Here is a 25,363-nt window from a genome sequence, read left to right as displayed (position 1 = left end):
TTTCATTCATCTTCCTATTTATTTTGCCGAACGTGAAAGTTTGAATAGTTAATACAAAAAAACACACCAAAGTTTTCAAGCCTTGGTGTGTTTTTCATCAACCATTCGACAAGCGTCGATGCTGACTGCTGGTGCCTAATAACCTGAGTCCTAGCCAGCCACCGCAGATGGATAATAATAAAGCCGCGCACAGGGGTAATAATAACCACATACGCCACTCGGGTTGCCAAGGAAAGCCAAACACTTTAGTTTGTAGTAACCACAGTGCGATTTCAGCACCAAAGGCAGCGGCTAAGCCCGCCATAAAACCCAGTAAAGCAAACTCGCTCCATAAGGTTCTGCGCATCAGTTTTTTACTTGCACCCAAGGTGCGATACACCACCAGCTCACGCTCTCGTTGGCTCATTCCCACTTGAATTTGTGCCAGCAGCAGCAATAGTCCACAAAAAATAACCAGTACCACCATCACTTCCAATGCTTGGCTAACCTGCTGAAGTATTTGCTGAATTTGTGTGATTATCGCGCCAGTATCCAGCACATTAATAGTTGGATAATTGCGGCTAAGCTGCGTCAATAACTGACCATCACCTTCATAATGGAAGCTACTTAACCACGTTGCGGGCATTTGCGATAAAGACTCTTCCGAGAAGATAAAGTAAAAATTGGGTCTCAAACTTTCCCAGTCGACAGTACGAATACTGCTGACGGTGGCTGAAAAAATTTGTGCGCCAGCGTTAAACGTTAATTTATCGCCAATCTCAAGTCCAAGCTCTTTCACCACCGTTTGTTCAATCGAAACTTCACCTGCTTTTGGCGGCCATGTCCCTTTATCTAACAAGTTAGCCGGTGGTAAAACAGATTGCCAAGTTAAACTCAACTCACGCCTAACCGTATTATTATTCGGGTCGCGTTCATCCGCCCACTCAATCGCAGACTTATCATTAATTTCAGATAACCGCGCCAAGATCACAGGATTAAACTCAGTGGGTTTAACGTTATATTGTGCCAAAAGTTCCGTCACAGGCGCTAATTGGGACTGTGTCATGTTGATCAAAAAGTAATTTGGGCTATCAGCGGGAAGCTGTTGCTGCCAGCGATCTAACAAATCACCACGAACTAAAATCAACAATGCCAGCAACATATATGAGAGTGAAAACGCACTCATTTGTGTGATGGTTTGCAAAGGTTGGCGCAGTAGGCGACTCACCGATAAACGCAAGCTTAATTGGCGAAATTTAATATGACGTAAAGCCCATAAACCCACCCAGCCAATCAGCGCTAATAAAATTGCCACTACCACAATACCCGCTAATATCGACCATAATAGCGGGTTAACTCCAGCGAATAAAAACAGCCCGCCTACCACAATCAAAATGACAATCGGAAGATAATAATACAGCGGCCACACGGGTGATTGCGCATCTTCACGCAGTACGCGAGACGGCTGCGTGGCCATTAATTGAAAGTAAGGACGAATGCCGACAATAATGGCAATAATAAACAATGTTCCTATTGCCCAAACCCACGGCCAAAGGCTGGCAGAAGGCAACGCTTTCGGTAACATTGCCCCTAAAATTTGCATTAAGATACCTTCAAAGGCCAGCCCTAACAATGAGCCGAGTAGCGCCGCTGCAATTAAAATTACCAGCCATTGACCAATAATCCACTTCCGTAACGCACCTCCACCCGCCCCGAGGGTTTTCAGTACCGCAACTAGCTGGTGTCGGCTCCGGCAGTAATGGGTCATCGAAACCACAACCGCGGCTATTGCTAACAATAATGTCAACAGCACCGAAAGCAAAAGGAACTGTTGAGCGCGCTGAAATGTTTTACCGACAGCACCGCTGTCTTCACTCAATGTATACCAACGCTGATCTGTTCTTAATTGTTGATCGAACTTGCCCTTAAAGGCATCAATTACGCGACTATCGCCAGCAAACATATCACGATAAGTTAACCGGCTGCCTAATTGAATAGCACCGGTCAGCTCCGCATCCTCAAGGGAAATTAAAGCTCTTGGGGCAATTTGGAATGGATTAAAACCGCTATCCGGCTCTTGTACCAATGTACCGGCAACTTTCAATGTGGCATCACCGATATCGATTTGATCGCCAATTTTGAGGCTTAGCAACTCTAATAAACGTGGTGCCACCAATATTTGCCCTTTTTCGGGCTGTAGCCCCGCAGGCTCAGTCACTAATCCACCATACAATGGGTAGGCGTTATCTGTGGCTTTGACCAACACTAACTGAGGACGAATATCTTCATCTGCCGTCGAGTAAGCCATGGTTGAAAATGAAATTTGTTGACTCAGTTTCAGCCCACTCGCTTTGGCTTCCTGTATCCATGCGGGATCGCTTGGATGAGATGATCGTAAAACCAGATCCCCCGCGAGTAACTCACGGCTTTGGTAGCTCATGCTGTTTTCAATACGATCACTAATCCGGCCTAGGGCTAATACACAAGCAACCGCAAGGGTCAGCGCGAGCCATACAATTAATAACGACGGCGTTTTCCATTCACGCCAAAACCAGCGCCAAATCATGCCTCTTCCCTCAATAGGCCATCAACCAGTCTTAACCTACGCTGGCAACGTGCCGCTAATTCGTTGTCATGGGTGACTAAAATTAAGGTTGTGCCATACTCTTTATTCATCGAGAACAGCAAATCAGCTATCTTGTCACCGGTATGGCGATCAAGGTTACCGGTGGGTTCATCCGCAAATAAAATGTCAGGTCGACCATTAAAGGCTCTCGCCAAAGCTACACGTTGTTGCTCCCCACCCGAAAGCTGTGCAGGCATGTGTTTTAATCGTTTTCCAAGGCCTAGCTCGGTGAGTAAGCTGATAGCATGTTGTTGGCTACTCGACTCAGACTCACCGCGTAATAAAGAAGGTAACTGAACGTTTTCTAAGGCATTTAAGGTTGGGATCAACATAAACGATTGAAAAACAAAACCGACACTTTTTGCTCGCAAGCTCGCACGTTGCTCTTCATTCATCTGGGTGAGTTCTTGTCCGAGTAAACTGACTTTGCCGCTTGTGCCGTCATCTAACCCGGCTATAATTCCTAATAAGGTTGATTTCCCTGAACCAGACTCACCGATTAACGCAATTGTTTGGCCGGGCTCGACAATTAGCTCAACACCTTGCAATATAGTCAGTTCATGTTCACCTTGGCCAACACGTTTAATGAGATGATGAACTTCAAGAATATTTTTCGCCGACATATATTGGTTTTTCTCCTGTTACTGACCGCAAGTGGACACGCACTGGCGACAACTAAGCTATTGATCTTAGGTGATAGCCTAAGTGCAGGCTATCGCTTACCGGCGGAGCAGGCTTGGGCCTCATTGCTTGCCGAACGCTGGCAGAAATTATCACCACCGGTTACCGTGATTAACGGCAGTATTAGTGGAAACACTTCAGCACAAGGGCTAGAGCGTCTTTCTACCCTACTTGAACAACATAAACCTAACTGGGTACTGGTGGAGTTAGGGGCTAATGATGGTTTACAGGGGTTATCTGTAGAACAATTAGAAACTAATTTACAGCAAATTATCGATAAAATAGAGCAATCGGGTGCGAAACCGCTTTTAATGCAAATTCGCATCCCGCCAAACTACGGTAAACGCTATACATCAAGCTTTGAAAAGCTCTATCCAAAACTGGCACAAGAAAATAATATTCCGTTGCTGCCATTTTATATGGAAATAGTGATCACCAAGCCTGAGTGGATACAACAAGATGGTATCCATCCGACTGAAGCGGCGCAGCCTTCCATTACTGATTTTATGGAAAAACAGCTTTCTGTGTATATTTTACCGTCTAACGAGTAAAATTGACTTAAAGCGTAAAGAATGACGAGTATATAGGTTTTAACTAAAATTACGGCTGCAAATAGGTAAAGTTATGCAAAAATCAGTGCTTATTACAGGTGCATCAAGTGGTATCGGTTTTTGTGCCGCACAAACACTTCGCCAACGCGGTTACCATGTTATTGCCGCCTGTCGAAAAGAAGCAGACATATTGCGTCTTCAAAGTTTGGGATTTGATACCGTCGCCCTTGATCTTGATGATAACAATAGCATAGATGCCGCGGCGGATGCGGTGCTCTCATTGTGCCAAGGGCGTCTTTTCGGATTATTCAATAATGCAGGGTTTGGTGTTTATGGTGCGTTAACAACGGTTAGTCGCCAACAATTAGAATCCCAATTTTCAGCCAATTTTTTTGGCGTTCACCAATTAACTTTACGCCTATTGCCAGCCATGATTTCCCATAATGAAGGGCGAATTGTGCAAACTAGCTCAGTTATGGGGATTATTTCGACCCCTGGACGCGGGGCATATGCTGCAAGTAAATACGCATTAGAAGCCTGGTCCGATGCTTTACGTCTAGAATTAAAGGGCTCAGGCATCCATGTCAGTTTAATTGAACCCGGTCCTATTCATAGCGCATTCACTCAAAATGTGGCACAAACACAAAAAGATAAACCCGTTCAAAATCCGGGTATTGCAGCGCGCTTTACCTTAACCCCTGAGCATGTGGTACAAAAGTTAATTCATGCATTAGAGAGCCCTCGACCCCGCATACGTTATTCTGTCACATTACTGACGGTCGTTGTTCGTATCCTTAAACGTATTTTACCCGATAGGCTGATGGATAAAATACTGGCTAATCAGGGTAAAAAGGCTTGAAAATACGAAAAAAAGCCCCATTTTAATGTTAATGAGAACAATTATTTAAAGAGACCTCCTTATGTTTGCTAACGCTCAAATTATTGATATTAACGAAACCAATTTGCATCAAATCATTGAACAATCAACGAACCTACCCGTTATGTTCTATTTTTGGTCACCACGCAGTCCACACTGCCAAGAGTTTGGTGCCACACTTGATAAGATTGCCAATGACTACGCGGGATTATTTATTTTAGCGAAAGTTAACTGTGACGAAGAGCAGATGATAGCCAGTCAATTTGGCTTGAAAGCTATCCCAACCGTTTATGTATTGCAAAATGGTCGTCCTGTGGACGGCTTTGAAGGCCCACAACCTGAAGAAGCGGTACTCGAAATACTGTCTCGCGTTCTACCAAGCCCAGAAGAATTGAAAGCAGCACAAGCTGCCGAGCTGATTGCTGAAGGTAAACCATTAGAAGCGCTGCCTTTATTGAAAGAAGCACATCAAATTAACGCCAAAAATAGTGATATCACATTCTTGCTTGCTGAAACACAAATTAACTTAAATTTAGTGGATGATGCCGAAATCACACTAAAAGTAGTGCCAATGCAAGATAAAGACAGCCGTTATCAAGGGCTTATATCAAAAATCGAATTATTAAAGCAAGCTGCTGACACACCAGAAATCCAGCAATTGCAGCAAGAATTTAATCAAACACCTGAAAATACCGCCCTAGCGGTACAATTAGCGCTAAAATTACATGAAGTGAATCGCAATGAAGAAGCGTTAGAGCTGCTAATGACCTTCCTGAAAAAAGATCTCAATGCAGGGGATGGCGCGGTTAAGAAAACCATGATGGATATTATGTCAGCGATGGGAACCGGTGATGCACTCGCCAGTAAATACCGCCGACAAGTTTATTCATTACTTTACTAATTAAGGATTACTGATATGGATTTGTTCGCGTTTGGTGCGATACCGATTATTATTTTTATTGCTATCGTTATCGTTTTTACCTGTGTAAAAACAGTGCCTCAAGGTTTCCAATGGACGGTTGAACGCTTTGGTCGTTACACTCGTACATTACAACCCGGACTGGCATTTATCGTACCATTTATGGATAGAATAGGCCGTCGTATCAATATGATGGAACAAGTCCTCGATATCCCATCTCAAGAAGTTATTTCACGGGATAACGCTAACGTTACTATTGATGCGGTTTGCTTTATTCAGGTGGTTGACCCTGTACGCGCTGCTTATGAAGTGAGTAATTTGGAGCTATCGGTACTCAATTTAACCATGACCAATATTCGTACTGTTCTAGGTTCAATGGAATTGGATGAGATGCTGTCTCAGCGTGATTCCATTAACGGCCGCTTGCTGCATGTGGTTGATGAAGCGACCAACCCTTGGGGTGTAAAAATTACTCGTATTGAAATTCGTGACGTAAAACCCCCTAAAGAACTGATCAGTGCGATGAACGCACAAATGAAAGCAGAACGGACTAAGCGTGCCGATATCCTCGAAGCTGAAGGTATCCGTCAAGCAGCTATCTTGAAAGCGGAAGGGGAAAAACAATCTCAAATCCTCAAAGCTGAAGGTGAACGCCAATCCGCATTTTTACAAGCTGAAGCACGTGAAAGGGCTGCTGAAGCAGAAGCGAAAGCAACCCAAATGGTTTCTGACGCTATCGCAGCCGGTGATATGCAAGCCATTAACTACTTTGTGGCACAAAAATACACAGATGCCTTAACCCGTATTGGTTCCGCAGAAAACAGTAAAGTAATCATGATGCCATTAGAAGCCAGTAGTCTAATGGGCGCAATTGGTGGTATCACAGAGCTTATCGGCGAAAGTAAAAAAGCCCGAGCCGATAAGAAGCAGGTAAAAGAATGATAGAACTTATCAGCACTCAGCCCGCATGGTTTTGGCTATGTCTTGGTGGTTTATTGCTGATTGGTGAACTACTCGGAACTGGCGGCTATTTATTATGGTCAGGTATAGCCGCTGTGCTTGTCGGTATTATCACCTTAGCCTTGCCATCCCTCGGTTGGGAATGGCAAGGTTTGCTATTCGCTATATTCACGGTTGTTTCCGCCCTATTATGGCGTAAATGGCTCAGTGGACGTCAGAATACCAAAGCTGATAATGTTAACCAAATTAGCCATAAACTGATTGGTGTAAAAGCGCGTTTACTGACAGATACCGAAGAAGGCTTTAGCCGTGTGCGATTAGCGGATGGAAGCTGGCGTGTCTACTCGGATATTCCGCTTTCCGTTGAAACTGAAGTGGTGGTTATCGCCGTGGATGGTATAACTTTAAAGGTTAAGCCTTCTCTTGGTGGCAACAGCCCCGAGCAAGATGATCAATAATCGGGCAATCTGCCCCGTCGTCCCCAGGACATGCATCCACTAAATTTTGCAACGTCGCTCGTATCGCAGACAATTTAACGATTGTCTGCTCTATTTCATTAATTTTCGCAATCGTTGTGCTCTTTACATCAGAACTGTGCCTGCTTGGATTACGAAATAGCCCTAATAACTCACCACATTCTTCAAGGGTAAATCCGACATCTTTGGCTTGTTTGAGCAAAACTAGCTCATTAAAATGCTTATCTTGATAATATCGGTAGCTGTTTTCACCTCTATCCGGCGGTGTAATGAGTCCTTTCTCTTCATAAAAACGGATCGCTTTTGTCGTCAAACCTGTTTTTTTTGCAATTTCACTAATATTCATCATTCCCTCTTGACTTTAACCTTACAGGAAGGTGTAACCTTTAGCGTATATTGATTATATACCCGTCATACTTAAAGTTATATGGCTGTTAGTTATGCTGAGCCACTCGGGTCACATAATTGAGCTCTATAGCAAAGAGAATGGCAAATAACTCAAAAAGTTACCTTAAATAATTCGGGCTACAGGTAGGCGGCAAGCAAAAATATCCCGATAAACATACAAAAGTATGTGATTCAGGTAATTTTACACAGCCAACACCCCTGTAGTACGAAGAATGGCAAATAACTCAAAAGGTTACCCGAAATAATTCGGGCTACAGGTAGGCGGCAAGTAAAAATATCCCGATGAACATACAAAAGTATGTGATTCGGGTAATTTTACACAGCCAACACCCCTGTAGTACGAAGAATGAAAGGTACAATGGAGATAAACATGAACAAAACAACACTATCCCTAAGTGGTTTAACCTGCTCACACTGCGTGGCTTCAGTAACCAAAGCATTAAATGCGCGTTCTGACGTCAAAAGTGCTAACGTCACTACTGAGTATGCTATTATCGAAAGTGATGCGAGCGCGGCTGATTTAATCGCAACAATTACCGATGCTGGATATCAAGCCGTGGTAAGCGAAAAAGATTAGGCTCACTTAAAAAACTAAGCCGCTAATAATCTAAACTGAGCGGTCATAAATGGGTAATTATTCAAATTACCCATCATAAAAAGCCACTAACTCGCTGATAATTTAACATTAATTGCTAAATTATTAATTTAAATATCATTCACCAATCTAAAACTAATAAAATTCTACTTAGTGATATAGACTATACTCAAAATAGTTCGAGTTGCGGGTAAGTAGTAAGTGAAAATACCCCAAGAACTACGATAAGCTATGTCATCCGGATAGCTAAGTGCAACCCCTGTGGCATTATTAATACACGCCTGCATCTTGAAGTCTGACGAGTATTTAAGTATTCATTTTTGGGAGGAGTTTTATGTTAAATATTAATCGCGAGAAGTTATCTAATTTAGCCAGTGGTGACATTAAAAAGCAGCGTAACCTAATTATGGTGCTCGGTGTATTATTGCTCCTTGGTGGTATTGTTTGTCTACTTAATCCAATGGCTTCCGGTATTGTCGTGAGTGCCGTCGTTGGTGTGTTACTCATTTTGAGTGGTGTGGCAACAATTGTGAGTATTTTAAGCTCTGCTATCTATACCGGCTGGTCACGGTTATTTGGTTTTGTCATCGGGATCCTTTATTGCATCGTGGGTTATTCTTTTATTAAAGAACCACTGCAAGGCTTGATTGCAATGGCTATCGTTATCGCCGTCTTATTTATCATCGGTGGTATTATTCGATTATATGCAGGTTTCCAAAGAATTAGCTCTGCAAGTGGCTGGATGCAAATTGCTATCGGTCTGCTAGATTTCTTCATTGCTTATTTATTAGTAGGTAATGGCCCTATTACTTCGATTGCATTATTAACCACGCTAATCGGTATTGAAATGCTATTCAGTGCTTTCGGATTGTTTGCCTTATTGTCAATTTTGAAGCAAAAAAGCAATAACGCATAACGTAGTCATAACGCAATTTTTGCATCTTGTGTAAAAAATGATTTTATCTTGCGCTGTGATTCGCAAATCAGCGCAAGATTGTTTAACCTACTCATCTGATCCTTAAAGGTAGGTAAGTTATTTATGGGAAAGTTACTCGAAAACTTAAAAAATTGGCTTCATACTGGTGTTGCTCCCGTTTATCCCTACCCTGCTATCGATGTTCGTCTATCTAAAAAGCTAAAATTACATATTGTGGGCAGTATTCATATGGGAACTGAAAACATGTTTCCCCTCTCTGCGATATTATTAGAAAAAATGAACCAAGCCGATGCGCTAATTGTTGAAGCAGATATCACGGATACTCACTCAGCATTTCCTTCAGATCCTACCATTCAAATTCCCGTGCAAGCACGCCTCACCACAGATGAATACACTTTATTTTTACAATATTGCCAAGAACTTCGCCAAGATCCCATGCAATTTGATCCGCTACCTTCGTGGCAAATCGCGCTCATTTTACAAGCCACTCAAGCGCAAGAATTGGGGCTACGCGGCCACTACGGCATTGATTATCAATTATTACGCAGCGCCCAAGCTCAACAAAAAAAAATTGTTGAGCTTGAAGGAACCCGTTCTCAAGTCGAGTTACTGCTGAAGTTACCGCATCAAGGCTTAGCATTATTACAAGATTCATTAATGCATTGGCGTGCTAATGCACGTTCATTACAAACGATGATCAGCTGGTGGCTTGATTATCAACCTGAAAATTGTGCTACATTGCCGAATACCTTTAGCAAAGATATCTACGAAGCATTAATGACCCAACGTAATTTAGAATGGAGTAAAATCCTAAAAGCGCTGCCTGAGGGTAATTATGTGGTCGCTGTCGGTGCTTTACACCTATTTGGTGAAGGTAGCCTTGTCGATTATTTACGTAAATAACTTATTAAAAAATATCAGGTATTAATATGACTCCCGCGGTAAAACTACTCGAAAAACAAAAAATTCAATTTACCTTACATCCTTATGATCATGACCCAAATGAAAGTAATTTTGGTGATGAAGCCGTTCGTAAACTGGGTCTTGACGCAAAACAGGTTTTCAAAACCTTATTAGTGGCGCTCAATGGCGATCAAAAAACCTTAGCTGTTGCAGTAACCCCCGTATCAGGCCATCTAGATTTAAAATTAGTCGCCAAAGTATTTAAGGTTAAAAAAGTCGAAATGGCTGATCCGCAATTTGCACAAAAAATCACCGGCTATCTCCTTGGAGGTATCAGTCCTTTAGGCCAAAAAAAACGCCTGCCTACCGTTATTGATAGCCAAGCGCAGCAATATTCTAGCTTATTTGTTTCGGGTGGAAAACGAGGGCTAGATATTGAATTAGCCCCGAGCGATCTTGCAAGTGTGTTAAATGCCACTTTTGCAGAAATAAAGAAAGATTAAGCGCTAAATGGCAAAAAGCCCCAAATTGGGGCTTTTGTATCAAAAAATCAGCATCATTTATTTATTTTTATAAACGATTTCGCCTTTAGGCTCATAGTCAGCCGCTTTCAATGGCGAATGCTTCTCGATATAACCTTTCAGCACTTCCGCATCAACAAAACCGGTATTGACATAGTTTGGATGATTATCAATTTTTGGATAACCATCACCACCGATTGCATTAAAATTCAATGTCGCCATACGATAGGTTTTAGTTGTATCTACTGGTTTGCCATCAATTTTCACATCACTGATGCTACCGTCTGCATTTAACGTTAAGCTGACGTTATAGAACTGGCCATAAGCACCGGCATCCGGTTTCATATTGGCAACTGCCGTCAAATAAGGAATAACTTCATCCCCTTTGAAATCAACATACACCAACTCATTCGCAAACGGTTGAACTTTCAGCACATCCTTATAGGTAATATCGCCACTCTCAATAGAGTCACGGACGCCTCCGCCACTCATGATGGCAAAGTCTGCACCTGCACGCTCTTTTTGCGCGGCTAGCAATAGATGTCCCATATTGGTTTGCACAAAGCGGACTTTACTGCGATCCCCTTCTAGCTTACCGTCGACAGCACCAACTTTCACACTCAATTGCTCATCACCTTTATTTTGATAAGGTGTTAGTAACTGAGTCATTTCAGGGTTATGTGCGATTTCTTGGGTATAGTAAACTCGCTCACTCGAGCCATCTTCCTTGGTGACTTTTTTCTTCAAATTAATTGGAATTAATTGATAGTGTTTAAGCGTGAATTTACCATTTTTAAATTCAAAGTCCGCGCGACCAACATATTTTCCCCATTCATGGGCTTGAACAATCCAAGTTCCATTTTGGTTATCTGGTGCACAAGGTGTGCCCGGCACGTAATCTGCTTGTTTGTAATCTTTATTTTCTTGAGACATACAAACAGGGTCTTGTGAGTGACCGCCCACAATCATATCTAAATAGCCAGCGGGTAAGCTTCGCGCCATTTCAACATCGCCAGGGGCATTTGAACCATGCTTACCATCGTCATAGTGGCCCATATGAGTCGCGGCAATAATGATATCCGGTTTTTCGGTTTCGCGAAGTTCTTCAACTACTTTTTTCGCTTCATCTGCAGGTACTCGGAACTCAACATCTGGGAAATTAGCCGGGTTACCAATTCTCACCGTATCATCGGTAGTCAGTCCCATCACCGCTATTTTAACACCTTGTTTGTCAAAAACTTGATAAGGCTTAAATAAACGTTTCCCTGTACTTGATTGATAAATATTGGCGGAAAGGAATGGGAACGTTGCCCATTTTTCTTGCTGGCGTAAAGTCTCTAATGGGTTATCAAACTCGTGATTACCTAATGCCATTGCATCGTAACCCACTAAGTTCATTCCTTTAAAGTCAGGTTCTGCATCTTGCAGGTCAGACTCTGGGACACCGGTATTAATATCACCGCCCGAGAGCAACAAAACACTGCCGCCCTGTTTTGCCACTTCATTACGAATTTCATCAACAACGGTTTTTTGTGCGGCTAAACCGTACTCACCGTGATCGTTGTGCCAAAAATGCCCATGATGGTCATTGGTGTGCAAGATAGTGATATTATAGGTTTTATCTTTTTCCCATGCATTTGCCATCATCGCCGGTAATAGCGCTAAAGATACCGTTAGCGCACATGCCGACGCCTTAAATGTAAACTTCATACATTTCTCCCTGCTAATATAGGAATTTTCTACAGTATGTGTAGATTATAGTTGGTCTGTTAATAACGTTTTATAGCATAAAAATTAGATCAAGATTTGATAGCCCTTGCAGAATAAGAAATTCGTTTCATAAAAATGAGATCTACTTCAAATAATTGCTTGAGGTGATTTTTCATATAAATGATTTATTGATTTAAATAAATTGTATTTCGGTTATATTGATAACAATTATTTAACAAGATGATGTGACACCACATTTAACCCCAAAAGTGGATAATTATGAGTGAGCAAACCACAACACCCAATAACACCAACCCGTCAAAACCATTAAATAAAACAGGGAAAACGGTTTTTAGTATTCTGACGGCAATTAGTTTTTCCCATCTACTTAATGACATGATCCAATCGTTAATATTAGCGATTTACCCACTGCTACAATCTGATTTCTCATTGAGTTTTGCCCAAATAGGGATGATTACCCTGACTTATCAAATTACAGCCTCATTATTGCAACCTGTAATCGGTTACTATACGGATAAACACCCTCAGCCTTATTCGTTACCCATTGGAATGACCTTTACGCTTTCAGGCTTAATCTTACTGGCGATGGCAGAGACCTTCCCGGTCATTTTAATGGCGGCAGCATTAGTCGGAACTGGGTCATCGGTATTCCATCCTGAATCATCCCGTGTTGCTCGTATGGCATCCGGTGGACGCCATGGCCTTGCACAATCTTTTTTCCAAGTGGGCGGGAATTTAGGTGCATCTTTAGGTCCATTACTTGCCGCACTAATTATTGAGCCTTATGGAAAAGGTAATATTGGTTGGTTCTCTCTTGCAGCTCTGCTCGCAATTGTTATTTTGCTGCAAGTCAGTAGCTGGTATAAGCAACAGCATCGCGCTGCCAGTAAAAAACCTGTCAGTATTGACAATATTAAGGTACTACCACGTAAAGCAGTTATTGGCTCATTAGCGATTTTGCTCATCCTAATTTTTTCTAAATACTTTTATTTAGCCAGCATTAGCAGCTATTACACCTTTTATCTGATCGATAAATTTGGTGTTTCGGTGCAAAATGCCCAAATCCATTTATTTGTATTCTTATTTGCAGTTGCTGCGGGCACGATGATTGGTGGGCCTATTGGCGATAAAATTGGGCGCAAATATGTGATTTGGTTTTCTATCCTAGGGGTTGCACCATTCACCTTAATTTTGCCTCACGCATCACTCTATTGGACAGGTATCCTTACCGTAATTATTGGTTTAATACTCGCTTCCGCCTTTTCTGCAATCCTCGTTTATGCACAAGACCTTATTCCGGGTAAAACAGGGATGGTTTCGGGGCTATTTTTCGGCCTAGCCTTTGGGATGGGTGGAGTTGGTGCTGCGGTGCTCGGATATGTTGCAGACCAAACCAGTATCGAACAAGTTTATCAATATTGTGCTTTTCTCCCATTACTTGGGATTTTTACAGTATTGTTACCAAATATAGGCAACAAATAGATTTATTTCCTTATTTTACCCATACTTATCTAAATATAAGTATGGGTTGTTACCGCTAGATTTGATGAGAATCTTAGTCAATTATCATGAAAACTCAAACCTTGTAACGATTTAGCACCTATAATCCGCATTTATTTTAAAAACATTTCATTTTTTTAAGGAAATTTATCTCAAAAAAAGATAAAATATAAAAACATGATATTTGTATTTCAAAATGATAGTACGCATCACCGTCATTTTAAAAGTCAAAGGCATGTACCCACCTATTTTTTTATAATAACCCAGAGGAGACTAAATGGAGCATTCAACGCCCTTAATTACAACCATTGTTGGTGGTCTCGCCCTTGCATATCTGTTAGGAATGATCGCGCAGCGATTAAAAATTTCCCCTTTAGTTGGTTACCTTGCAGCCGGTGTTCTTGCAGGTCCTTTTACCCCCGGATTTGTTGCTGATGGAGCGCTTGCTCCAGAACTGGCTGAAATTGGTGTAATCCTATTGATGTTTGGGGTTGGCCTTCACTTTTCGCTTAAAGATTTGCTTGCTGTAAAAGCGATTGCAATTCCGGGCGCAATAGCACAAATAGCAGTTGCTACTTTATTAGGTCTTGGTCTTTCCATGCTGTTTGGTTGGAGTGTTTTTACTGGGATCGTCTTTGGTCTATGTTTATCCACTGCCAGTACCGTCGTATTGCTTCGAGCACTCGAAGAACGGCAGCTAATTGAGAGTCAACGCGGGCAAATAGCCATTGGCTGGTTGATTGTCGAAGACTTGGCAATGGTGTTAGCACTGGTGCTGTTACCCGCTGCTGCTGAAATTATGAATACCGACCAAGCCAGCGTTAGCGAGCTCTTGATTGGGCTTGCATGGACAATTGGTAAAGTCGTTGCATTCATCCTCATTATGATTGTTATCGGCCGCAAAGTAATCCCATGGATTTTATCGCGTACCGCCTCTACAGGTTCTCGTGAGCTTTTTACATTAGCCGTTCTTGTCCTTGCCCTAGGAATTGCCTACGCTGCGGTTGCCATATTTGACGCCTCATTTGCTCTCGGTGCATTCTTTGCGGGCATGGTGTTAAATGAGTCAGAACTTAGCCATCGTGCCGCTCAAGACACGCTGCCACTGCGTGATGCATTCGCGGTTCTGTTCTTTGTTTCTGTCGGGATGTTATTTGACCCGATGGTACTGATTGAGCAACCTCTCGGTATTTTAGCGGTATTGGCGATTATCATCATCGGTAAGTCTGCTGCGGCTTTAGTGCTGGTTCGCTTATTTGGTCATTCACGGCGAACTGCGTTAACCATTTCTGTCAGTCTTGCACAAATTGGTGAATTTGCCTTTATCTTAGCCGGTATGGGCTTAGCACTAGGCGTAATGGATAAAGACGCTCAAAACCTTGTTTTAGCCGGTGCGATTGTGTCAATTATGCTAAACCCTGTTCTCTTCACCTTACTTGATAAATACTTAGAAAGAACAGAAACCATCGAAGAGCAGCTACTTGAAGAAACGCTGGAAGATGAAACACAAATTCCTGTCGATATTTGTGGTCATGCCATCATTGTCGGTTATGGCCGAGTCGGTGGTATGCTAGCAGACAAACTGCGCAGAAGGGGTATTCCGCTGGTTGTTGTTGAAGACACCCGGGCGCGATTTGAAGAGCTGGCTGAAAATGGGTTCAGTGCAATTTTAGGTAACGGTGCTAATAAAGATATTATTAGTCTAGCCCGCATTGAATGCGCTAAAACGTTACTTCTGACCATTCCAAATGGTTATGAAGCCGGTGAAATTGTTGCTACCGCAAAAGAAATTAACCCGGATGTTACTGTGATTGTCCGTGCTCACTATGACGATGAAGTCAGCTTCATTAAAGAGCGTGGCGCTGACCACATTATTATCGGTGAACATGAAATCGCCAAATCAATGGCGACATTAATGTGTAATGATGTCGAAGAATTTGGTTGTTCCATCGATGATTTTATTGACACTGATAACGATAAAAAAGGTGAAGGGAAAAATTTAGATGAATATCTAAAACCCGTCCTCTAACCTACTTTTAAATTTGTCGTACCAAAAGAGTCGTCAATTGTGTATCAAGCCAGTAGCCTTAGCTACTGGCTTGTTTCATTTAACTCATACGTTGTTCAGAAAGATAAACTAATGAAAGCAAATGCCAGTGTCATTGTTCTTTTCGGTGCAATCAGCTATGGAATACCGGCTTCCATATTTAAGATAGCAACCAATGAGGGGGCATCACCGACGAATTTATTAATTTCTCAAATATTTTGCGCAGCCCTGATTTTAATCAGTATTAATTTTACTCAGCGTAAAAAATACGCATTTAAATTAAATAGTATAAGCCGAGCAAAACTACTGTTATCAGGTTTAGCAATGGCAAGCACAAATATTTTATATTTCACATCACTGCAGTATATTTCAGTGACCGTCGCTGCTGTACTTTTAATGCAGTCAGTATGGATAGCGATGATCTTTGGTATTATTTTCAAAAAAAACATTCCAACTAAACATCAATTCATAGCGGTTATTTTTATCATGGTTGGTACTATCCTAGCGACACAAATTTTCACCCGTCAAATAACATTATCTTGGATAGGTATAATGTTGGCATTCGGCTCCGCTTGTGCATATGCTTGTACATTAATCGTGACTAACACTGTGGTTAAAAATGCAGATCCGATTCAACGAGCGATGTATATCTCTATCGGTGCTAGTTTTTTCCTTGTGCTTTTTTGTGGATACAATATCGATTTTAATGACCAACTGATTGTCTTTAAATGGGCACCTATTATTGCCATTTTTTCAGTCGTATTCCCTTTAATTTGCTTTAGTAAAGGAATGCCATTATTAAGTCCAGGCTTGGGTGGGATACTCTCTTCGATTGAATTACCCTCTGCGATTATTTTTGCTTACATCCTATTAAATGAAAAAATAACGCTGATACAAATTTTGGGTATTTTTATTATTGTATCTTCTATTATATATCCTAACCTAATTTCACTAATACAAAAAAAGCGTAATAAAAAAATTCGATCTTAAGTGCAGATAATTAAAGGGGAAGTTATCAATAAAGTACTTCCCTATCTTTTCCTAAATAATTCAAATTGTAGGTTGGTCAAAAATAAAATCATTCCTAGGTGCATACAAAAATATGCAATTAAGGCGATCTTGTACAAGCTACATTCCTACATTCAAAATATGACGAAGAGTTAAATTTCAAGAAGAAATTCATCGTACGTCCATACCGGTAAATTTTTATCTTTAAAAAACTGAATCTCCGCAGCAACACCACCGCTTTTCTCCCAGCCTGGTACTGTCAGCACAATCAAGCCATCGCAGCGTTTTAAAAATTCCATATCAATGGATGACCAAGCGACTTTTTTGCCCTCTGCTGCCAAGTATTGGTTAATTGGGTGTGTCATCGTAATTTGGCTATAAGTAGCGATACCTTTTAGCGCTAATTCAGCCGCAACTTTCGTACTTTCTTGAAAGCGCATTTCAACAATATTACTGTCTGGATCAGAATAAGGGCAGGCGATAAAATAGAGAGTCATATTAATTCCTAATATTGGTGCATTCAAATTTTGAGTATAGTAACCCTATGAAAAATTAATTAATATTCATAGGGTCGGTTTAAATTGGCTTATTTAAATTAAAACTTATTCAATATCCGCAAGAATAATTTTTGTCTTAGGACGTTTTTTATTTTCTGATAATTTAAATTCTTTGCTGGTTGTTACTAAGAAATCAATATTATCCCACCCAGTGACAAAATTAACGGCATGCTTATTTGCTTTTGTGCCATCCGCTAACACAATCAACTTATCACTGTTTTCCATCATTTTTTGTGCAATAGCCGCCTCATCAACGTGCTGATCCATCACACCATGCTGTGAATGGATTGCTCCTGCACCAATCACGGCATAATCTGCAAAAAATTCCGTGATATTTTTTAGTGCAATCGCACCTAAGCAAGCATTTTGTGCCGCATTAAATTGACCACCAATTAGAATTGTTTCAATTGTTGGATTTTCCTGCAAAGTATTGGCTAGCAAAGGTGAATTAGTAATCACCGTTAAATTATCGATTAACTTAATACGCTGGCTAAATTCAAAAGTGGTTGTACCAAAATCAATAAATAGTGTGTCACCCGATTTAATTAATTCTGCAGCTTTTGTGGCGATGGCTTTCTTTTCCTCAACGGCGGCTTGTGCCCTTTCAGTAAAATTACGCTCAAATTTAGACTGAATATTTACCGCACCACCGTGGACTTTTTTCAATAATTTTTGTGTTTCGAGTTTACTTAGGTCACGGCGGATAGTTTCTTGCGCCACATTAAAATGCGTTGCAAGCTCTTGGACATACACCTGACCTTGAGTCGATAGCAGCTCAATAATCGTCTGATGCCGCACTTTTGAGGAACGCCCCTCATTCATAGTTTTACCCTTATGACCATTTAACATTTCCAGCACTATACAACAGTGATGCGAATTTCAGTAGCATCCTGTTGTACTTTTGTTAAATCGATACCTTTCAGTAAGATACGTCTTGTTGGTAAACATCGATGATTTTTCTCATATAACACAGTATCACCAGCCATCACTTTAATGGTGCCTGTCACTGCTTTATTCACTTTAATGTTAAAGACGATTTTATCCGCAGAAATACCTGATAAATCAATACAGGCAGGCACGCTAAAGCTAATCGGATTATCAATATTGATTGGTAATCTGGGTTTATTACTTAGGGTTGGTTGATGGTGATTTTCAAGTAAATCATCCGCCATGTTTCCCCCTATTAACAACCCTTCTTGATAACACTGATCGCCCATATCCGCAGGGTGCAACATATTACCCGCAGCATAATAGCTCATATCAGAACAGCGCCCATATTGATCGGTAACAGGCTTCCCCGTACTGGCCTCGAAATCAAGATGGCTTTTACGTATTAACGTATTTTCACCCACAAAACCACCCGTAAAAATAACAGAATCACACACAATTTTGTGGGATTTCCCTGCGGTTTCAATAACGACATACTCGACACGCTCTAAACCGCCGATTTCAGTGATTTTACTGTTTAAATAAACGGGTGTACCCATTGCCTTTGCAAATAAAGTCGCTGGTTTGAATGCTAAAATGCGTTCGCCGCTTTCAATCATCGCTTGCGCTTTTACTCCGGCATTTTTGAGTGTCCATAACGCCGAGAAACTCACTAATTCACTACCAACAATTACCGGATTACGACACGGTTTTTTACCATTAAGATAAATAAATTGCTGTAATGCCCCCGCCGTCAAAACCCCTTGAGGACGCAATCCTGAAACGAGTCGCGGATGACGTGGTGTTTCTCTTACCCCTGTTGCGATTAATACTCGTTTCGCCGTCATTTCAACAACCCCTTCAGGCATTGAAACTAAAAGCACACCATTCGGTTGTACATTAATCACACTACTACGGGTAAAAATTTGCGTATCACCAAGACTTTTAAGCATTTTCTCGGCAAATTGATTACCTTTCATTGGTCGCTTAAAAGCCAATAAACCAAACGTTGGATGCTGACAGTGACGAGGAACCCCACCAGCATGAGCTTCTCGCTCTAAAATCGCGATATTATGAATACCTCTACGACGCAATGTATGCGCAGCTGCGATACCTGTCGGCCCCGCACCAATGATAACTACATCATAATTGAAACTCATTTTAGTGCCTCCACCGCTAATGTATGGTCAAAACGGCCATTGATAATCTCAGCCACCTGACTACTACAATAAAACCCATTACAACGCCCCATCATCACTCGCGTTCTACGTCGTAATGCGCCTAAACATTCAGGAGGAATATCTGAATCAAATGTGGCTTCAATTTCTCTTTGTGTGACTAACTCACAATGACACACAATACCGCCATTACTTTTGCATTGATAATCACGTTGATGATATTCCGAAATAATTGGCATTGTTGGCCATATCAGCGCTTGTGGTGGCGATAATTCAAATAGTGGCGTGAAGTTTTCCGAATAAAGTTTACCTAAATAATTAGCAACACCCAGTGCAGATGTTAAGCCTGTAGAGCGAATACCCCCAGCACATAGCCACTGTTTTTCAGGATAATCATTTATCCGGTAATATTTCTCTTCCGTTGCAGGGCGAAGTCCAGCGTAAGTCGCCGTCACGCTGTAATTATGCAAAGAAGGTAGCATGCGAGAGCCTTGATCAATTAAATCTTGCAGCACCTCTTGTTTTACTTCCGCTTTCCAACGGTCTTCTTGTTCTTCTGCTGTTGGCCCTAAAAGCAAATTACCAAATATAGTTTTTGAGAGCAGCACGCCTTTGGTAATGGCGGTTGGTACAGGCAAAATAATTGCATTAATGTCTGCCGCCGCCGCTTTGTCATAAACTAAAAACTGCCCTTTGCGCGGTTTTATTTGAAATGGTGATGGATGGCAAATGGATTCAACGATATCACCATTGATACCTGCACAGTTAATCACTAAACGGGCAGAAAACGCACCTTTAGATGTGGATAAACACCACATTTCATCTGTCAGTACACCATTTTTCACTTCACAATGAAAACGATATTCAGCGCCGTGCTTGACCGCTTGGGTTAAATAAGACAACGGCGTACTCCAAGGATCAATTACCGCTTCTCCGGGAACGGAAACAGCAGCAAGTGCGCCTTGTGCTAAATGAGGCTCTCGACGATATAGCTCTTCTTTATCAATGATAGTGACATCGAGTACGTTGTTAGTGTGTGCTTGCTCCACAATACCTTGGAGTTTACTAAGCTGCTCATCATTCCAAGCAACCACTAATGCACCGGTTTCTAATATCGGTAAATTCATTTTATCTTTAATTTCAATGAATTCACGATATCCATCTTGCATACATTCGAGCTCGAGACTCCCTGGTGTGGCGTCAAATCCCGTATGTAATAATGCACTGTTTGCTTTACTGGCACCCGATAAAATATCGCCACCACGCTCAAGCAACAGTGTTTTAGCACCCATCAAAGTGAATTTTCGGGTCACTGCACAGCCAATGACACCACCGCCGATAACAATGACATCCCAACTTTTTTTATTATTAATATCCATGGCTGAAATCCTTAACATATAACTTAGACACATAAAACCACATAATTCCCACAAACTCAACAACCAAAGCAACAAAAAAATCAAACCAAAACCAAGAACTACTCACATTGTTACTTTATTGTGATATTTATCACATTCATGAAACTTATTGTGAGTTTTTTGTGGATTTTATTTCCGATTGAACGATAGTAAGCAAAAAAACAGACCATATTACAACATTTATAACACTAGGAAGAAAAGCGATGCTCAATCAACGTTATGCCGCTATCGATCAGGGAACAACGGGAACCCGGGTCGTCGTCTTTGATGAAAGTGGTCATTACCACTCCCCTATGAGCATTCCTCATAAGCAGATCACGCTCAATAGTGGCTGGGTTGAACACGATCCTGAAGAAATATTGGCCAATATTGTTAAATGCTTAAATAGCTGTGAGGTTGTGGATGCTATCGGTATTTGTCATCAAGGTGAAAGTATTGTGGCTTGGGATGCTGACAGTAAGCGCCCACTCTATAATGCAATTATTTGGCAGGACTTACGCACAGAGAAACACATTCAACAGCTCAAAGATAGCGGCTATGAACCCATTGTACAGTCAAAGTCTGGTTTACCGCTCGACCCTTATTTTTCCGCCAGCAAAATGGGCTGGATTATTGAGAATGTGGTTGGTGCAAAAACCTTAGCAGATAAAAATAAGCTACGTATTGGTACCATGGATGCCTTCTTTCTTGACAGGCTCTGTGATGTCTTTGTGACTGATTACAACTCAGCATCACGCACCTCATTACTCAATATCCATACCTTAGAATGGGACGAAGAGCTCTGCGAAATATTCGGTGTACCAATTCACTGTTTACCACCACTGAAAGATAATATTGGTGATTTCGGTGCAATTAATCTTGATGGGCACTTAACCCCAGTGACATCAATTATTGTTGACCAATTTGCCGGTACGTTTGGCCATGGTTGCCGAGAAAAAGGCGATGCCAAAATAACTTTTGGTACAGGTGCTTTCTTGCAAGCGCTTACCGGTACAGATATCCCACAAACCCATGAATCTGGCTTACTGCCAACGCTTTGCTGGAAATTTCCGGGCGAAGCTCCTGTATTTGGCCTTGATGGCGGGGTCTACAATGCGGCTTCAGCCATTAATTGGGCCCGAAAAATAGGTTTATTTGATCAATTCGATGAACTTACTGATTTTAGAAGCGAGTCCGCAATTAAAAGAGGACTGGCATTTGTTCCCGCTTTATCCGGTTTAGGCTGTCCATATTGGGATAGAAGTGCTGCGGGACTGTGGGCAGGGCTTTCCCTAGATACCGACAAAAAAGACATGATGCAATCGGTATTAGAAGGAATCGCAGCGCGTTCAGCAGAAGTTATTTTCGCTATGGAAAAAATTTCACCGTTAGGCCCATCTATTTCTGTCGATGGAGGGTTGTCGTCAAATCAGTACTTTAAGCAATTTTTAGCAAATTTATTACAAAAAAATATTGAAACACCAGCAAACCGTGAAGTCACCGCACTCGGTGCAGCCTTACTTGCTCGTAAAGGACTTGGGATCACCCACGAAATGGCTGTCAGACGCAATGCCATCGTGACAACGCCAGATGGAACGAATATGCAAGGTGTGATGGAACAATATCGCGACATCATTGCGCGTTCTCGCCAACTAAGAAATTAAATTTTCCAAAATAAAATAAAAAAGGAAACCCTACCATGGCTGAATTCGGTAATTATATTATCTACTTAATCATGTGCGGAGCCATTATTGGTGCCGTAGCCTCTATTGTTAGACCCACCAGCGCGCTTGGAAAAGAATTTGTTAACGGAATATTTTCAATCGGCCCTGTTTTTCTTGCTCAAGCAGGGATCATGGCGGCAGTTCCCCTACTTTCACAGCTTATCTCATATGTATTAGGTCCTATATTTTCATCGGTAGGATCAGATGTCTCTATCGCTGCTCTATCGATTATTGCGGTTGATATGGGCGGTTACCAACTTGCAGATGCACTGACAACCAATCGTGATATGTGGATCACTGCGATGTTGATCGGCTACACATCAGGGGCAACCATTGTTTACCTGATCCCAGTTGGCCTAACCATGTTAAATCGAAAAGATCATAAATATCTTGCATTAGGTGCAATGGCAGGGCTTATTTCGATCCCATTTGGTGTGCTCGCTTCACTGCTATTGATAACATTCAACAATATTCCGGTTCGAGATATTATCTCCACTAATTCACCTGCAACCCATCAATTAACGTTAGATTTTTTGACCATGTTGCAATATTTGATGCCGTTATTTGTATTCTGTTTCTTATTAGCTGCGGGTTTAAAATATCGCCCAATGTGGATGGTCGCAGGCTTTTTAATTTTTGGTAAAATTATGGATGCCTTCGTCAAATTAGTGTTAGCCTTCTCTATTGTTGAACATTTTACAGGGGTATTTACCAAAGTATTTGGGGCATGGGGATTCGACCCGCTATTTGCAGACCAGGACGAATTATTTCGAGCCATTGAGATAGCCGGCTACATTGGTATCATGCTAGCAGGTACATTCCCAATTTGTTATCTGTTCCAACGCTATTGTAAGCCTTTAGTTCGTGCACTCAGTAACCGTTTAAAATTAAGCGATACGGGTTCTCTAGGCTTTATTATGGTGATGGCAAACATTATTGCGACTTATCACTTATTCAAAGATATGCGTGCAAGAGATAAAGTGCTCTGTGTTGCATTCGGTGTTTGTGCTCAAGCAACCATTGGCGATCACTTAGCCTTTACGGCAAACTTCCAACCAACGCTGGTTCTCCCTATTTTGCTTGGTAAACTCGTTGGTGGATCCTTAGCTGTCTTTATTGCAATTAAAATCTCTGTTCCGCAAGCAATGCGTTACGAAGCTGAAGATGTCAAAGAAATTGAATCCGTCAAAGTTGATGGTAAATTAGGTGAAGCTAAAGAAGCTTAATTAAATATTAGTATTGACTAAACCACGCCTGAATACCCTAATCGCTAAATCAAGGCGTGGTTTAGCCAAGAGTGAGTCACAGATTATATATTAACCTCACCGAAATTTAATTTAAGTGCAATTAATTACTCTTATTATAATTAAATAATATTTAATCGATGAAATTAATTTCAATACTTATATCAGCAATAATTATTTACCTTTAGTTTTAAATAAAAATGGTAACCATTATTAACAATAAGGCCCCTTATAATATAATTTATACAGGGGCCTTATCTTATTACACTCAAATTAGGTAATAATGAGATTACCTTTCCCAATAAGATTCTTCTAAACTATCTTCTTTTTCTGGAAGACCGCGAGTTAGACGGGGTGAGTGCTGAGTAAGAACTTGATAACTAACACGATTTGCATACTTGCACACTTGAGCTAGAGAGGAATAAGTCAGGTATTGGCGTTCATGTTTACTTGAATTTGGTACGTTTGAACGATGGTAAGAATTTGCCGTAATATCATGAAGTAACGCAGATAAAGCACCATCGCCGGCACCATTTGTATTCATGATTTTTTCGGGGCCTCCCATATAAGGTTCGATATGCGAAAAAATACGTAGTGGCGCGGTACAATCTTGATGGCGCATCGCTCGGCTAAATTCATATAAATTAAACTCAGCAATAGCACCCGGTAGCAAAGGGTGCTGGGTGATACGTTTATTATCGTCTTCAGTAAAACCTGCCATATACAAACCTGATGGCCCTGCGGTACACAGCACTAAATCTACCCAATCTAGCGCCATATTCGAAGCCAATAACGGGTCGCTAAAACCGGTTAATTCCAATGCTTCATCTTCATTCATCGCCACAACAGAAACGTGTTCTGCTAAGAAATCACGCCAAAACTGAGGGTCTTGTGCAATTACAAACTTAGTGCCAAGGGTTAATACAACTGGCACATTATATTTTTTAGCGTACGCAATAGCTTGCATCGTTGCTTCAGGCATCGTTTCACCCGGCTTGCAACGCACTAGATAGGCAGTTAAAACCAGCGCTGATGCCCCTGCAATTATTTCTTCGGGGATACTATCAGGATGAAGACGGTTCATATGTCCAGGGCTGATAGCAAATGTACGTTCACCATTTTCGGTGATCAGCGTAAAGCAACGGCCAATAGGCCCATCAACACCTTGTAAATAATTGAGATCCATACGACTTGAGGTATGGCACAAGTAACGGTATGAGTAACTACCGATTTGAATGTTATTACACATTGTACCTAACAAAACAGATCGATCATCCGCTAATACCGAGTAATTGTGTAGCGTATTGCCAATGGTACCGCCGGCAAACTCATGACTAATCAATGAATTACTCGTTAATTCATCATATAGCCGCTCTGCTACATCATCTTCAATAACTAACGAATGGCCTTGGCTTAATTGATAACGCTGAATAAATTCATCATTAACCTTAGCTTCGATATCAACTAATGTTTGATCAATACCTACAATGTATGATTTACAATTTTCATCGTCAGTCATCCTTTCTTTAAGTGGTTGCAAAAGAGGATCTCTGAGACTAACAGGGAAGTAATGCTTTGACTTACGTTGGCCGGGGAATTTCATATTGAGAAAAATCA

23 protein-coding genes are annotated in these 25,363 nt (G+C 41.3%); 14 read left to right on the top strand and 9 right to left on the bottom strand.

The features are described from left to right. Window positions 1-97: 97 nt before the first annotated feature. On the bottom strand, window positions 98-2,545 hold the full coding sequence (gene ybbP, locus M998_RS15820) for a putative ABC transporter permease subunit YbbP (protein ID WP_068909747.1): 2,448 nt from the start codon (window positions 2,543-2,545) through the stop codon (window positions 98-100). Beyond that, the gene (ybbA, locus tag M998_RS15815; RefSeq protein ID WP_068446115.1) at window positions 2,542-3,228 is read right to left on the bottom strand and encodes a putative ABC transporter ATP-binding protein YbbA; all 687 of its coding nucleotides are present in this window, start codon (window positions 3,226-3,228) and stop codon (window positions 2,542-2,544) included. The genes ybbP and ybbA overlap by 4 nt, the downstream gene beginning before the upstream one ends. Between ybbA and tesA the strand changes: the two genes are divergently transcribed. The 5 genes from tesA (at window position 3,196) to M998_RS15790 (ending at window position 7,051) form a co-directional block, all read left to right on the top strand. Continuing rightward, window positions 3,196-3,837 (top strand): multifunctional acyl-CoA thioesterase I/protease I/lysophospholipase L1, encoded by a 642-nt coding sequence (tesA, locus tag M998_RS15810; RefSeq protein WP_068446117.1) that lies wholly within the window; start codon window positions 3,196-3,198, stop codon window positions 3,835-3,837. The genes ybbA and tesA overlap by 33 nt on opposite strands. Window positions 3,838-3,910: 73 nt before the next feature. Beyond that, window positions 3,911-4,696 carry an SDR family oxidoreductase gene (locus M998_RS15805; RefSeq protein ID WP_068909745.1) on the top strand — a complete coding sequence of 262 codons (786 nt, stop codon included), beginning with the start codon at window positions 3,911-3,913 and terminating at the stop codon, window positions 4,694-4,696. A gap of 61 nt (window positions 4,697-4,757) precedes the next feature. Then, window positions 4,758-5,615 carry a co-chaperone YbbN gene (locus tag M998_RS15800; protein WP_068446120.1) on the top strand — a complete coding sequence of 286 codons (858 nt, stop codon included), beginning with the start codon at window positions 4,758-4,760 and terminating at the stop codon, window positions 5,613-5,615. A gap of 15 nt (window positions 5,616-5,630) precedes the next feature. Then, entirely contained in the window at window positions 5,631-6,575 is a 945-nt protein-coding gene (locus M998_RS15795; RefSeq protein WP_068446122.1) for an SPFH domain-containing protein, read from the top strand. Next, window positions 6,572-7,051, top strand: coding sequence for an NfeD family protein (locus M998_RS15790; RefSeq protein ID WP_068909743.1), 480 nt, complete (start codon window positions 6,572-6,574; stop codon window positions 7,049-7,051). Before M998_RS15795 ends, M998_RS15790 begins: the two co-directional genes overlap by 4 nt. Here the strand turns inward: M998_RS15790 and cueR are convergent. Continuing rightward, on the bottom strand, window positions 7,005-7,415 hold the full coding sequence (gene cueR, locus M998_RS15785) for a Cu(I)-responsive transcriptional regulator (protein ID WP_068446126.1): 411 nt from the start codon (window positions 7,413-7,415) through the stop codon (window positions 7,005-7,007). The two genes, M998_RS15790 and cueR, sit on opposite strands and share 47 nt — an antisense overlap. Window positions 7,416-7,847: 432 nt before the next feature. Here cueR and M998_RS15780 point away from each other — a divergent pair, with 432 nt between their 5' ends. The 4 genes from M998_RS15780 (at window position 7,848) to ybaK (ending at window position 10,415) form a co-directional block, all read left to right on the top strand. Next, a complete protein-coding gene (locus M998_RS15780) occupies window positions 7,848-8,054 on the top strand; it encodes a cation transporter (protein WP_068446128.1) in 207 nt (68 codons plus the stop codon). Between the two features lie 352 nt (window positions 8,055-8,406). Continuing rightward, window positions 8,407-8,988, top strand: coding sequence for an HdeD family acid-resistance protein (locus M998_RS15775; RefSeq protein WP_068909741.1), 582 nt, complete (start codon window positions 8,407-8,409; stop codon window positions 8,986-8,988). A gap of 123 nt (window positions 8,989-9,111) precedes the next feature. Then, window positions 9,112-9,912, top strand: a complete 801-nt coding sequence (locus M998_RS15770; protein ID WP_068446131.1) for a TraB/GumN family protein — start codon at window positions 9,112-9,114, stop codon at window positions 9,910-9,912. Window positions 9,913-9,938: 26 nt separating this feature from the next. Further along, on the top strand, window positions 9,939-10,415 hold the full coding sequence (gene ybaK / locus M998_RS15765; RefSeq protein WP_068909738.1) for a Cys-tRNA(Pro)/Cys-tRNA(Cys) deacylase YbaK: 477 nt from the start codon (window positions 9,939-9,941) through the stop codon (window positions 10,413-10,415). 57 nt (window positions 10,416-10,472) lie between these two features. Here ybaK and ushA read toward each other — a convergent pair whose 3' ends face one another. Beyond that, window positions 10,473-12,143: a bifunctional UDP-sugar hydrolase/5'-nucleotidase UshA gene (ushA, locus tag M998_RS15760; protein ID WP_068446135.1), complete on the bottom strand. Its 1,671-nt coding sequence runs from the start codon at window positions 12,141-12,143 to the stop codon at window positions 10,473-10,475. A 279-nt stretch (window positions 12,144-12,422) separates the two neighbouring features. Between ushA and M998_RS15755 the strand changes: the two genes are divergently transcribed. The 3 genes from M998_RS15755 to M998_RS15745 all read left to right on the top strand — a co-directional run bounded on the left by M998_RS15755 (window position 12,423) and on the right by M998_RS15745 (window position 16,701). After that, window positions 12,423-13,646, top strand: a complete 1,224-nt coding sequence (locus tag M998_RS15755; protein ID WP_068909736.1) for an MFS transporter — start codon at window positions 12,423-12,425, stop codon at window positions 13,644-13,646. A 295-nt stretch (window positions 13,647-13,941) separates the two neighbouring features. Next, the gene (ybaL, locus tag M998_RS15750; RefSeq protein ID WP_068909734.1) at window positions 13,942-15,693 is read left to right on the top strand and encodes a YbaL family putative K(+) efflux transporter; all 1,752 of its coding nucleotides are present in this window, start codon (window positions 13,942-13,944) and stop codon (window positions 15,691-15,693) included. A gap of 111 nt (window positions 15,694-15,804) precedes the next feature. After that, entirely contained in the window at window positions 15,805-16,701 is an 897-nt protein-coding gene (locus tag M998_RS15745) for an EamA family transporter (protein WP_145980640.1), read from the top strand. Window positions 16,702-16,871: 170 nt separating this feature from the next. On the opposite strand, the gene M998_RS15740 is transcribed toward M998_RS15745, so the two are convergent. From M998_RS15740 to M998_RS15725, 4 genes are all read right to left on the bottom strand, one after another. Next, entirely contained in the window at window positions 16,872-17,216 is a 345-nt protein-coding gene (locus M998_RS15740) for a DUF1937 family protein (RefSeq protein ID WP_068446143.1), read from the bottom strand. A 105-nt stretch (window positions 17,217-17,321) separates the two neighbouring features. Then, the gene (locus M998_RS15735; RefSeq protein WP_068909731.1) at window positions 17,322-18,098 is read right to left on the bottom strand and encodes a DeoR/GlpR family DNA-binding transcription regulator; all 777 of its coding nucleotides are present in this window, start codon (window positions 18,096-18,098) and stop codon (window positions 17,322-17,324) included. Window positions 18,099-18,133: 35 nt separating this feature from the next. After that, window positions 18,134-19,363, bottom strand: coding sequence for an NAD(P)/FAD-dependent oxidoreductase (locus tag M998_RS15730; protein ID WP_068909729.1), 1,230 nt, complete (start codon window positions 19,361-19,363; stop codon window positions 18,134-18,136). Further along, window positions 19,360-20,760: an NAD(P)/FAD-dependent oxidoreductase gene (locus M998_RS15725; RefSeq protein ID WP_068909727.1), complete on the bottom strand. Its 1,401-nt coding sequence runs from the start codon at window positions 20,758-20,760 to the stop codon at window positions 19,360-19,362. Before M998_RS15725 ends, M998_RS15730 begins: the two co-directional genes overlap by 4 nt. A gap of 242 nt (window positions 20,761-21,002) precedes the next feature. Between M998_RS15725 and M998_RS15720 the strand changes: the two genes are divergently transcribed. Together M998_RS15720 and eutH are read left to right on the top strand one after the other, a co-directional pair. After that, entirely contained in the window at window positions 21,003-22,442 is a 1,440-nt protein-coding gene (locus M998_RS15720) for an FGGY family carbohydrate kinase (protein WP_068446151.1), read from the top strand. Between the two features lie 35 nt (window positions 22,443-22,477). Beyond that, window positions 22,478-23,728 carry an ethanolamine utilization protein EutH gene (gene eutH, locus M998_RS15715; protein WP_068909725.1) on the top strand — a complete coding sequence of 417 codons (1,251 nt, stop codon included), beginning with the start codon at window positions 22,478-22,480 and terminating at the stop codon, window positions 23,726-23,728. 307 nt (window positions 23,729-24,035) lie between these two features. On the opposite strand, the gene M998_RS15710 is transcribed toward eutH, so the two are convergent. Continuing rightward, window positions 24,036-25,349: an inosine/guanosine kinase gene (locus tag M998_RS15710; protein WP_068446155.1), complete on the bottom strand. Its 1,314-nt coding sequence runs from the start codon at window positions 25,347-25,349 to the stop codon at window positions 24,036-24,038. Between the last annotated feature and the right edge of the window lie 14 nt (window positions 25,350-25,363).

This window comes from Providencia heimbachae ATCC 35613 (assembly GCF_001655055.1).
Taxonomy (GTDB): Bacteria; Pseudomonadota; Gammaproteobacteria; order Enterobacterales; family Enterobacteriaceae; genus Providencia; species Providencia heimbachae.
This window is presented reverse-complemented; position numbering and strand designations above follow the sequence as displayed.